We start from the raw sequence: 11,538 nt of genomic DNA on the forward strand, positions 1-11,538 counted from the left end.
GAAATCCTAAAATTAGATGGATTTAAGAGGTTTAAGACACTCTATTTAGAATATGTAAAAAAATAAAGGATAGAATAAGAGCCTACAATTATCTTTTAAAACCCTTCAAAAACGCCTAATCCAAATAAGGCAAAATCATATTTTACAGGATCTGTAGGGTCTAGTTTCCGTAAGGCTGTATCAAGTTCTAAAACTGCTTTGCCGTCATTTTGTTTTCGATTGAGAAGTTTTAATTTTCTTGCAACATTACCAGAATGCACATCTAAAGGACACGATAATAGAGCAGGAGAGACGCCCTTCCAAATTCCAAAATCTACACCATTATTATCTTGTCTTACCATCCACCGTAAATACATATTGATTCGTTTTGCTGCAGAATTTTTAAAGGGATCACTTACATGCTTTTTAGTGCGTTCTAAATGGTCAATCTCAAAAAAGACATTTTTAAAAATATGGATCGCATTTTGGAAATTTTTTTCTTCGGAAGACTTTGAAAACACAGATTCCAATCCGTCGTGCGTCGTGTAAATATGTTTTAAGCTTTTTACAAACTGAATAAAGTCGTTACCATTAAACGTTCTGTGAACAAAAGGGAGAAGCTTTTCAAGATCGCTTTCTTCGTGATTTATAATGAAATCATGAGGAGATTGATCAAGAAAATTCATCATTTTATTAGCATTGTTTATGATGCTTTTACGATTTCCCCAAGCGATAGTGGCAGCTAAAAATCCTGAAATTTCAATGTCTTCTTTTTTTGAAAATTGATGTGGAATTTGAATAGGATCACTCTCAATAAACTTTGGGTGATTGTACTGTTCTACTTTAATGTCTAGAAATTCTTTGAGGTCTTTTTTATTCAAGAGTCTTTGTTTTGTTATTGACAAATTTACGGTTCTTTATGAATTGATAAAATAGTAATCATTACTGAAAAATCTTGTATTTTTGGAGAATAAATAAGGTTTTATGACATCAACACTCCGTATGCTTATATTAGTTTTATTCACATTAGTCTCTTGTGAACGTATTAAAAATAAAACTCAAGAAACTATAAATGCAGGAGGAGAGGCTGTTGGTAAATCTGCAACCGAGTTTGTAGAAGGGGTATCTGAAGGCATTGATAAAACTCTAGAAGCAAAAATTAAATTATCTCCTAACTTACTTAAAAGCGGATTGAGTACAGGTAAATTTGAAATCACAGATAGCCCATTTGGAGGAAATGACAATTTACTCACCTTATATCTCATTTTTGACAAAGACTTTGACGGCATTCTACATGTCAAAGTTTTTGATAAAAACGGACTAGAAACAGGGCGTACTAAATTAGAAGTTAAAATGAATAAAGGTTCTACCAATTATTTTGATTTCACCTTTGATGAGCGTGTTGAAATTGAGGCTAGGAGTTTGATTGTTGTGGAGTAAGCAATAGTATTATAAGTAATATTGTATACCTATTTAATTGTTAAGTATTAGTCATTATTGGATTAAAAATATTAATTACTCTAGAAAAAGAGAATCTCTCAATAAACCTTAAATAATTTTATTTACCCAATAATCTTCCCATCCACCATTGTCAATTTTCTATCTGCCATATCTGCTAATTCCTCGTTGTGAGTAACAATAATAAAGGTTTGACCAAATTCATCACGTAGTTTAAAAAAGAGATTGTGAAGGTTTTCTGCAGATTCACTGTCTAAATTCCCAGACGGTTCATCTGCAAAAATTAGGCTTGGATTATTTATCAAAGCTCGTGCTACTGCAACGCGCTGTTGTTCTCCTCCAGATAGTTCATTGGGTTTGTGATCGTAACGATGCGATAAGCCTAGAAAGTCTAATAATTCTTTGGCGCGAGTTTCTGCTTCTAACTGCGATTTTCCGAAGATAAAAGCAGGAATACATACATTTTCTATGGCTGTAAATTCTGGTAATAATTGATGGAACTGAAATATAAAGCCAATATGTTCATTTCTAAATTTTGCTAAAGCTTTTTCCCCTAATTGCGTAATAGAAACTTCATTAATCACCAATTCGCTAGAAGTGTTTTTTTCAATTTTATCAAGCGTGCCAATAATTTGAAGTAAGGTCGTTTTTCCAGCTCCTGATGCTCCAACAATAGATACGATTTCTCCTTTTTTAATATTTAAATTTACACCTTTTAATACGTGTAAATCACCATAATATTTATGAATTTTTTTTGCTTGAATCATAGAGTACTTATAAGCAGTGAATTTAACATTTTAAGCTGTGATGCGCAATTAAGAGGTAGATTTGTTTTTGCTTAGCAGTAATCGTTTGGCATCATTATAATCAATAAAATACTGTAACCTCAAGGAAAAGGTGTTTTGTATAGGCTGATCAAAAAGTTGATTTAAACTCTGCCCGTAAGATTCTTGTGATAAATTATCCAAATTAAATAGTGAATTTCTGTATAGCGCAGTTAGAAAACTACCAGGAGCAAATTGCCAGGAATAACTCAGGTCAATATTCCAAGTACTAAAATTGATATTTGGATCATCACCTATATTGTCTCTGTTAAATCCAGAATTAGTTGTCAATCTTCCATTATCTTGAAGTGTAAACAAGTCATAGTCATAATCTACGGTATCCCAATAATGCCTGAAGGTTAATGCCAATACATTAAAAGGATCAAATGTATAATTAGCAGAGATGCTATTGGTAACAATTTGTCTATTACGTTCTCCAAAAACAGGTTCCCCATCAACTTCTGTTGCATAGCCGCGATCTCCATTTCTATGATTAAAATTGACGCGATAGGTCATTAAAAATTCATCATTAAAACGTACTCTAGGACTGATACTAAAATCATAGGTAAAGAGGTCTCTTCCGTCTTCAAAGAGTGTTCCAATATTAGCTCTAATATCTATAGCAAACACACGATTATAGTTAGAAGAAATCCATCCACCAGTACTTAAGGTGTTTTCAAAAATAAAGGGCCTACCATCACGAGATTCAAAATAATCATTTTGTTGTCCTGGCTCTACATTTAATCTAAAACCATAAGCATCTAGTTTAGTCGTTGTTGCTCTATAACCACCTCCAAAATTAAACCCTGTAAAAACACCTGGATTGGCTAATTGTCTGTAGTTAGAAAAGAAATTTACTCGGTAACTATTGAGTTTCCCTTGAGGCTCAAAAATCTCGTAAGATGCATCTATACTAAAATTATTAAAGTTATTTCGAAACTGAAGTCCAAGATCGTTAATTTCAAATTTTGTGTCTGCAAAACGGTGATCAAAACTATATCTAAAATTACCTGCTACTTTTCCAAAATATAAGAAGGTGCTTGTTCCAAGCTCAGAATCAATATTTTGGTAATTAACCTGACTTACTTTTGCTTCGGCCACATATCTAAATGTGTTTTTCTTATTTACAATATCTGCTCTAGCTGCAGTGACGTTAGCATCTCTAAAACTACCTTCGCGAAGTACATTGGTGTTTATTAAACTTAATGACGAATTACCTCTAAATTGTTTATCTACGACTAAAATGTTATAGTTAGTAAAAGGTTCTACAACTGTTTCACGTGTTTCTCCAGTATCATCGTTTGTAATACGAGCATTGGTTTTTTCGGTTATGGCATTAAAAACACCAATACCCCAACCATTTTTCGTTCTTCCAGAAATTTTGAGAGCATTTAAAACTTTGACTTCATTTGGTCTATCTAGAGTCTCATTATCATTGAGATTGACTTCTCCAGATGGGGCACCTCCAATTCGTCTAGAAAAGAATAGACCTCCTTTTGAAAATAAATCAACGCCTTCGGTAAAAAATTGTCGCTGCTCAGAGAATGTTTGTTCAAAAGGTCCAAGATTAAGCACCACATTATCAAAACCTGCTTGGCTAAAGTCTGGAACTAAGGTTGCATCAAGGGTGAAATTTTCTGTAATTCCATATTTTACATCCATTCCAAAAGTGACGTTAGTCTCAGTATTACCGTCAAAAGAATTTACTATTCCTGTGGCAAAAGGGTATAAAATAAGTCGAGTAGGTGGTTTAATACCTTCGAGTCCTTTAAGTTCTCCGTGGTACAAACCAACGTAGCCTTTAGTGACATCAATAGGACTCCAAGTATATTGCGATCTAAATCGTCTAAATTGTCTATGAAACTGTAATCCCCAGGTAGGTGTTTCTTGATTAGCAAAACGTAAGGTTCTATAAGGGATTTTCATTTCTAGCGACCAACCATCTTCATTAATTTTTACAGCACTATCCCAAACGGCGTTCCAGCTAAAATCTTCACCAATACTAGGAGACGCTATAGCATCTGCTTGAACACCAGAACTAAATACGATAAATTGCGTATCATTTTGAGCATCATTATTTGGATTAAGTACTAAAGTAAAAAAATCTGTTTGTCCAAAATTATCTCTAGCGGTCAACTGCTTCATAATATCTTTTGGATCATCATATAAATAGGCCGCAACATAAATGGCATCATCATCATAAGTCAATTTAACTTCAGTGCGTTGTGACTCTGGAAGAGTAATGCCCATTTCTGGTTTAAATTGAATGAAATCTGTGGCTATTTCTGCATCTTTCCAGATTTCATCATTTAAGATTCCGTCTATTTTTGGAGCTAGTTCAGTACGAGTGATGTTTAGCTTTTTTTTATCCTGAGCACATATCTGCAAAAAAACAAAAAAGAATATGAAGGTTAATATAGAACGAAATTGCATTGTAATTATTTTAATAGGCTTTTCCCATTTGCAAAAGCACTAAAGTTTATTAATCATAGTAGGAAGGCACAAATTTAGCTATGCTAGGGACTGCTTTTTCATAAACAAAAGTTAAAATGAGGGTGCTATTGTTAATGTTAAGTGGTCTTGACGATACGTTTTGCTTGATTTTTTACATCTATTTTTATTAAAAATAAGTTCTAAGTAAAATTTTATAGAAAAAAGTTGAAGACTACAGTATTCACCCAACAGACAATTTTTAAGATCATTACCAACAAATCATTGAAGATTTAAGTGAAGAGACTAGTCGATATGGGCTCTTAAAACATCAAAATACGCTTCAAAAGCTATCTGATTTTTAACGCTAGGCTGCAGTCAAGATATTGTCTCAATATTAAGAGATACCATGTTTAAAGAAGTGTTCAATGATCTGGTCATCATAAAAGGTATCGATCTTATATTCCCTTTTCGAACATCATATTCTTCCTTTCTTGGAGTCAGTTTGAATCGCATACATCCCAAACATACCTATTATAGGACTAAGTGAAAAATCGAGAATGGTAAATATTTTTGCGTGCTAAGTACAAGAGCATTTAATACATTAAATTTTAGGTTATTCCTATCCTACTTTAAACCCGAAGCTTTCGCACTCGTTAGTGAATTACCTCATCTGAGTATAATGATCCCTAATGTTCAAAAACAGAATGATGTAGCTATAGTGCTAGAATTTAGAGGTGCTTTTGAATCTATAGGATTTAGAACAGAATTTCTAAACCACAGTAATGTAAAGTTGTCATAATTCTAATTTTGGAATGTTATTTGCTTTATAATAAATAAATTATAATACATTTTATGACATTCGAGAATACATCAAAAACAAAAAAATTAGTAATAGGAATCTGTTTTGATGCCATGGGTTATGTATCTTTTGTTTTCCCACCATTTGATTTTGTTTGGGCACCAGTATCTGCTTGGTTAATGACGAAACTTTATAAAGGTCGAAAAGGAAAAATAGCGGCGGCCATATCATTTATTGAAGAAGCTTTACCGATGCTTGATATCATTCCTACATTCACATTAATGTGGTTGTATACGTTTGTGTTTTCTTCGGAAAAGGATAATGGTAAGACCGTTATTGATCTTAACTAGTTATCAATAGAAATAGGGAATTGTCTATACAATATTTACCTACCATAAAACCCTTTGCGTATCCCAATAAAAATAAAGATCATTAAGGAATACCCAATAAAAAACGGAATGATATAATCCTTTAATCCTAAGACCAAAAGAATCGCAATAAGCAACAACTGAAACCCTAATCCAAACGTAGAAATAGAGGTCATTAGCCAATTAGGTGTTATTTTCCCTCTAGATGCATTCTTATCTAAAGCATAGATGGCTTTGTCAAAGTTTCCGTAGAGAATCTTATAGAGCTTAAACAGAATGTTAACATGACTTTGTTTTTCGCCTTTTAAAGCAATAGGTGTTTTGTTTTCAAAAACACGACTTGTCGTATCGCCATCAAATTGATTTCTTAAAATAACATAATAGTAATTATAGAGTGTTCCTTGAAGTTGAACCCCTATAAAAGCTAAAATAGTAGCCCAAATATTAGAATCACTAACATACCAAACAGCCACTAAAATAATGGCATTTAAAATAATATCAGATACGGAATCTAAATAGCGACCTGTATAAGAAGGCGTTTCTTTTATTCTCGCGAGTTCACCATCTGCAGCGTCAAGAATAGATTTTAAAACTAAAAAGAAGGCAGCGGCCCAGAAATAACCGTAGAGAATACAAGCGACTCCTATTAATCCTGAAATGACAAATGCAATAGTGACGTGAACAGGAGTAAAACTAGTATTTTTTAAGGATGTAGCGATGATTCGCGCAACAGGTCTTCCATAGTCTGAAAGATCTAAAAATTTATGTGCTTTGGGTAATTTTGACATGTATAATCATGAAAATAAAGTGTTGTGGAATATACCAAACTAATATTCGAATGTTGATTTATGTGTTTTGATGTAGCCAATTAATAAGGCGACAATATCTTCTTTAGAATTTAAAAATTCATCTTCAATGGTATTCCATTTATCTTGAATGTCTTTATCCAATCCAGACATAAAAGACCGTCTGAAAATAATATCTTTAGGTACAGGTAATTCTGGAAAACTTTTAATCGCTTGATTTACTAATTCTACAGATTCCTTTGCACCAATGGCTTCATACGCTTCTAATACCTCATGAGCATAGGCTCCAGAAGTATTATAGAAAAAATCAAAAACACCACCATTAACAAGTTCACTCTCAAACACATCAATATAAATAAATGTTTGTTCTGGTTGTGATAACTCTGAAAAGTCATTCATTTCACTGGCTTTATTCCATAACACGGTGCCAACGAGTTCAATAACCTCAGTGCCTTGATTTTGGTGTAAAGCGAAGTCTATTTCTGTCAAAAAAAAATATTTAATTCTAATTTACGAAGATAAGGCTTATTTGGCTTTAGAAGCATTAATGTGTGTTTTCAATGTGTAAAATGCATATATATAAATATATAACATATGATTAATCCGTATTCATAAGAGGTCTAAATGCTTGCTTCGGACATCTGAAACGATTACATTATTAGTTTATAATAAAAAAGCTCTCAACTATAGTGTTGAGAGCTTTTACGAATTTATAACGACGTGCTTCTAAATACTATTCTATAGTGAAAGGAAAAGTTACTGCGATATCAGTTTCTCCACCAGCATTAGTAATATCTCCACCACTAACACCTTCTGCTTCCTTATTTGGTTCGTGTCTTAACGTTATAGTAATTGTATCGTTCCCAACGGCGGTTGTAGTTAAAGAGAATAATAAGCCTATAGGGTTACCATTGTCATCTGTATCTCCATAAGCAAATGTTACTAAATTACTGCTGTTGGAAAAGAAAAACTGATGGTCATTTGCTTCTTCTTCAATTTCTTCTCTAATAGATTCTGCTGGATCTGTTGTTTCATTTAATAGATTCAAACTACCGTTATACATTGTATTTGCTTGTAATGCAGATGAGACTGTAATGATAGGTGCATCTGGTCCATCACCATCAAGATCTCTAAATTCCATTGTAATTGGAGTTCCATTTGTAGCGTTAAGAGTCGCAATTAATGTTGTAATAACTTCTTCTTCATTTACAGGAACTGGATTGACGCCGTCATCATTAGAACATGATATAAAAAATAGGCTTACAAGTGTTAATATGAATATTGATTTTATGTTTTTCATTGTTATATAATTTTAGTGTTTAATAATTTATTTTTAATTGTAGCATTATGTTTCGTCCAAGATCATCGGCAAAATATCTTAATCGATTTAAGTAGTTTCTATAAGAAACGTTTAATAGGTTTTGTATGCTTATCCCAACATTTAGGTCTGCTTGATCTGATAAACCAAATGTGACATCACTATTAAAATGCAACAAATGATAAGTTGGTGGAGGTGTGCTTATATCTACTAATACAGTTTGATTGGTTGTTGGAATAAACGCCTCAAAATTATTATCTGGAAATTCATTTTGGCGAAATACCAATTCACTTTGCAGCTCTGCATTAAAGTTTAGCCATTGTTCATTGTTGTATTTTAAACTATTCATGGTGTTGTTAGATGGCATATCTATAAGAGGTCTGTCCAAATCCAAATCGTAACCCTTCAATAAAGAGGATCTATTTCGAAATGACCAATGATTAGAAATTACATAATCAATTGAGACATCTAATCCCACGAGTGATGCATTGGTTTGTTTATAACTCCAGACGGGAAATGCACCCCTTATCGTTTGCTGCGTCCCTGTGGGTTCAACATAAATGAAGTCATTGACATGGTTATAGAATGCTTCAAAATTAAATCTCATTTTTTCAGAAGAAAAAAGATAAGAAAAAGCAAAACGATTAGAGGTTTCTTGGTTTATCCTTAAATCTCCTAATTCTATTCTCGCGGCAGAGTGGTGGAGACCATCACTAAATAATTCTGACGGATTTGGAGCTCTATTAGACAAGCTATAATTAAACAGCAATGCGTGACGTTCATTAATATCATAAGTTGTACCTGCTGAAGCTGAGAAATTATGATAATCAAATGTCGGATTGGTGAGCAACTGGGTACCCAAGTCTTCAATAACAAAGTCATTAAAATCAATATCATAACCTTGTTCTTGCCAGCGTGACGTTTGATAAAACTTTTTGGCATCGTAGCGATTAAAATCATACCGTGCTCCAAAATCTATTCTTAATTTATCATTAATTTTAAAATCGCTGATGGCGTAAATTCCGAAGTCAAATTTATCATAATCAGGTATAAGGCGTCTTACACCAGTATTTGGATTTGCAAAATTGTTTTGGTAGTTTGCTGACAGACCAATTTCATAAGTATTACCAATATTACTATCTAGTTTTAAATTTGTTTTTATGCTATGTGTTTTTAAAGTAAGATCTAATGCAGGTTTATTTCGATCGTCTCCAACTCTAAGATCATATTCTAATCTTTGATTATTTTGAAAATCATATTGCATATTAAATCGACCAAACTTTTTAAAACGTTTATAGAATTCCACTTTAAATACTTGATGTGTAACATCTTGTCTTGGCGAATTAATATCATAACTAAAACCGTCAACAACTTGAGGTTGTTGGTTATTGATTGCAGTTACTAAATCTTCAATATTACCAATATGAGATGATCTTAAAATACCTATTTCGTTATTTAAAAAACTATAAAACACATTAAATCCTTGTTCAAAAGTTTGATAACCAGCGTTTATTGAAAAACTTTTAGAATCCAGTCCTGTATTTGTGAGACTATAATCTGGTGCTTCAAAATCGCCATATCTTTTAAGGGTACCTTGACCAGAAACATACCAACCTTTAGCATAAGTCTTAGTCAGTTTAGATGATAGGCTATAACCTATACCGTTGGTTTGAGCGCTTGTGATTGTTTTTCCAAATAAGGAATCTTTTAAAAATATCCGTTGCGGATTCATAATCACCACACCCCCAATAGCATCTCCTCCAAAAGCTAAAGCTCCAGAACCTTTTATTATAGATATGCTCTCTGCTGAATTAATATCAATATTTGGTGCATGTTCAATTCCCCAATCTTGATCTTGTAAACGTACGCCATTGGTCATTACAATAATTCTGCTACTGTGCAAACCATTAATTACAGGTTTAACTATAGTATTTCCTGTGTTTAATGAGCTAACACCACTAACTTGTTTTAAGGCATCACCTAAGCTGCCAGAACTGAAGGCTTCTAAATCATTAGATTTTAAAACCGTTTCTTGGCTTGTATTTGCTTGCATCTTTACAGCTAAGCCATCGATTCTTATTTCTTCAAGTTCCTCAACATGGTGCTCTAAATTGATATTAAAGGTTGTGTTACCTTTAACATCGATTTGTAAAAATTTAGTATCACAAGCGATATGAGATACAGTAATTTTATAAATACCATCACAAAGGTTTATAAATTGAAAATCACCATCTAAGTTAGTTACAGCATAGGTATTATGACTTTCAATATACAGGGAAGCACCTACGATTTTGCTACCGTCATGAAAGTCGTCAATCGTACCACTAAGTTTAGAATTGCACTTTTGAGCCACTACTAGTAATGAAAAGCACATAGCAACGACCGTTACAAAAAACTTCATTTACTTTTTGTTTAATTAAATAATCTAGATAAATAAATATTTAAATTAAACTAGGAGGACCTCGAAGAGAATAAGATAAGGGCCGATGATTATGTAAAAAAGTATAATTAAAATTAATATTTTGAGTAATACATTCACGAATTAAAAGTTCGCTATTGTTTTGGATAGTTAAAAAATGAATGAATACTGTGAACTTATACAATTCACAATGCAAATCTTTAGCATGGAGGTGAGAATCTATCTGCTTATCTACACAAATATCATGCTGGTGCTCTTGAAATATAAAAGTAGATTTAACAACCATAGGAAGCATCAGCACTACTATTACTAATAATGTAAAGAACCTTAAAACATGATGTAATCTATGGTGTTGCATTAATTTAAAAATCTTCCTAGTCCAAAACGTTTGAGCATTTTCTTTTCAAATTCCCAGAAAAATTTAAACTGACCAAAGAGCCAACCAAAAGTTACTAGAAGAATTTGATAGAAAACAAGCCCAATGATAATAAATAATATCCAATAAAGAAAAGGGTTTAAGTTTTCTTTAGTAATTCCTATGGCATAAATGATTGGTCTTCCAATAAACAATGAAGAGGATCCTGTGATTGCAAAAACAATAAAAATTCTAATGATTTCCCAACGTTGTTCTACAATCCATTTATTTTCCAACTTTTTAAAAATAAATAATACGAATTTTAAAAATGCAACAAACAGTATGACTCCCAGGATAATTGTGGAAGTAATATGATATGTTTTTGTAATTACTAAAGCGAGCTTAAAACAGCTGTATGCTAGACCTAAAACACCTAGTAAAGGGAATAGTAATTGCCAGTTTTGTTGGATGTCCCAATTTTTTCTAAATGCTTTTAACATAGCTCAATTTTGCGATGCAAAGATAATTTAAATTCTAGGAACAAATGACGATAATTGTTGCTTATACGTTAACTGAAAGTAAATGAAATAGTTATATAACTTATAATTGACATCATAACCATAATCTGTATTAGAATTATAGTCTATTTGTAGTTCATAAAGGTTTTGGTCATATCGTTGTATTTGCATAACTCTATTGTTCCATTCTATAACCATTTGTTGGTTTCGTGTTTCCATAAAATTTTGAGAATAATAACCTTCTGGTCTGGCAATAGAGGC

12 protein-coding genes are annotated in these 11,538 nt (G+C 32.4%); 3 read left to right on the top strand and 9 right to left on the bottom strand.

The annotated features are described in order from the left end of the window. Positions 1-95: 95 nt before the first annotated feature. Positions 96-860, bottom strand: a complete 765-nt coding sequence (locus ACJAZK_RS10235) for a TIGR02757 family protein (protein ID WP_415223866.1) — start codon at positions 858-860, stop codon at positions 96-98. A 103-nt stretch (positions 861-963) separates the two neighbouring features. On the opposite strand from ACJAZK_RS10235, the gene ACJAZK_RS10240 reads away from it, so the two are divergent. After that, the gene (locus ACJAZK_RS10240) at positions 964-1,419 is read left to right on the top strand and encodes a hypothetical protein (protein ID WP_415223867.1); all 456 of its coding nucleotides are present in this window, start codon (positions 964-966) and stop codon (positions 1,417-1,419) included. Positions 1,420-1,541: 122 nt separating this feature from the next. Here ACJAZK_RS10240 and ACJAZK_RS10245 read toward each other — a convergent pair whose 3' ends face one another. Next, the gene (locus ACJAZK_RS10245; RefSeq protein ID WP_415223868.1) at positions 1,542-2,204 is read right to left on the bottom strand and encodes an ABC transporter ATP-binding protein; all 663 of its coding nucleotides are present in this window, start codon (positions 2,202-2,204) and stop codon (positions 1,542-1,544) included. Positions 2,205-2,252: 48 nt separating this feature from the next. Further along, a complete protein-coding gene (locus ACJAZK_RS10250) occupies positions 2,253-4,694 on the bottom strand; it encodes a DUF5916 domain-containing protein (RefSeq protein WP_415223869.1) in 2,442 nt (813 codons plus the stop codon). A 574-nt stretch (positions 4,695-5,268) separates the two neighbouring features. Between ACJAZK_RS10250 and ACJAZK_RS10255 the strand changes: the two genes are divergently transcribed. Continuing rightward, a complete protein-coding gene (locus ACJAZK_RS10255) occupies positions 5,269-5,493 on the top strand; it encodes a hypothetical protein (protein WP_415223870.1) in 225 nt (74 codons plus the stop codon). A gap of 53 nt (positions 5,494-5,546) precedes the next feature. Beyond that, positions 5,547-5,843: a hypothetical protein gene (locus ACJAZK_RS10260; protein WP_415223871.1), complete on the top strand. Its 297-nt coding sequence runs from the start codon at positions 5,547-5,549 to the stop codon at positions 5,841-5,843. A 35-nt stretch (positions 5,844-5,878) separates the two neighbouring features. Here ACJAZK_RS10260 and ACJAZK_RS10265 read toward each other — a convergent pair whose 3' ends face one another. The 6 genes from ACJAZK_RS10265 to ACJAZK_RS10290 all read right to left on the bottom strand — a co-directional run. Continuing rightward, positions 5,879-6,649, bottom strand: coding sequence for a CDP-alcohol phosphatidyltransferase family protein (locus tag ACJAZK_RS10265; protein ID WP_415223872.1), 771 nt, complete (start codon positions 6,647-6,649; stop codon positions 5,879-5,881). A gap of 39 nt (positions 6,650-6,688) precedes the next feature. Then, entirely contained in the window at positions 6,689-7,156 is a 468-nt protein-coding gene (locus ACJAZK_RS10270; RefSeq protein WP_415223873.1) for a DUF4375 domain-containing protein, read from the bottom strand. A gap of 244 nt (positions 7,157-7,400) precedes the next feature. Then, positions 7,401-7,967 (bottom strand): type 1 periplasmic binding fold superfamily protein, encoded by a 567-nt coding sequence (locus ACJAZK_RS10275; RefSeq protein WP_415223874.1) that lies wholly within the window; start codon positions 7,965-7,967, stop codon positions 7,401-7,403. A gap of 19 nt (positions 7,968-7,986) precedes the next feature. Beyond that, positions 7,987-10,386, bottom strand: a complete 2,400-nt coding sequence (locus ACJAZK_RS10280) for a TonB-dependent receptor (RefSeq protein ID WP_415223875.1) — start codon at positions 10,384-10,386, stop codon at positions 7,987-7,989. Positions 10,387-10,761: 375 nt separating this feature from the next. Beyond that, a complete protein-coding gene (locus ACJAZK_RS10285; RefSeq protein WP_415223876.1) occupies positions 10,762-11,259 on the bottom strand; it encodes a DUF6787 family protein in 498 nt (165 codons plus the stop codon). Positions 11,260-11,286: 27 nt separating this feature from the next. Next, the coding region (locus ACJAZK_RS10290; protein WP_415223877.1) for a DUF6146 family protein at positions 11,287-11,538 on the bottom strand (252 nt) is incomplete at its 5' end.

The sequence above is a fragment of the Psychroserpens sp. genome (assembly GCF_047633235.1).
GTDB lineage: Bacteria > Bacteroidota > Bacteroidia > Flavobacteriales > Flavobacteriaceae > Psychroserpens.

Excerpts from the sequence above, each read along its gene's own strand:
- ACJAZK_RS10250 (WP_415223869.1), bottom strand. The coding sequence starts at position 4,694 with ATGCAATTTCGTTCTATATTAACCTTCATATTCTTTTTTGTTTTTTTG.
- ACJAZK_RS10275 (WP_415223874.1), bottom strand. The coding sequence starts at position 7,967 with ATGAAAAACATAAAATCAATATTCATATTAACACTTGTAAGCCTATTT.
- ACJAZK_RS10265 (WP_415223872.1), bottom strand. The coding sequence starts at position 6,649 with ATGTCAAAATTACCCAAAGCACATAAATTTTTAGATCTTTCAGACTAT.
- ACJAZK_RS10285 (WP_415223876.1), bottom strand. The coding sequence starts at position 11,259 with ATGTTAAAAGCATTTAGAAAAAATTGGGACATCCAACAAAACTGGCAA.
- ACJAZK_RS10240 (WP_415223867.1), top strand. The coding sequence starts at position 964 with ATGACATCAACACTCCGTATGCTTATATTAGTTTTATTCACATTAGTC.
- ACJAZK_RS10280 (WP_415223875.1), bottom strand. The coding sequence starts at position 10,386 with ATGAAGTTTTTTGTAACGGTCGTTGCTATGTGCTTTTCATTACTAGTA.
- ACJAZK_RS10260 (WP_415223871.1), top strand. The coding sequence starts at position 5,547 with ATGACATTCGAGAATACATCAAAAACAAAAAAATTAGTAATAGGAATC.
- ACJAZK_RS10245 (WP_415223868.1), bottom strand. The coding sequence starts at position 2,204 with ATGATTCAAGCAAAAAAAATTCATAAATATTATGGTGATTTACACGTA.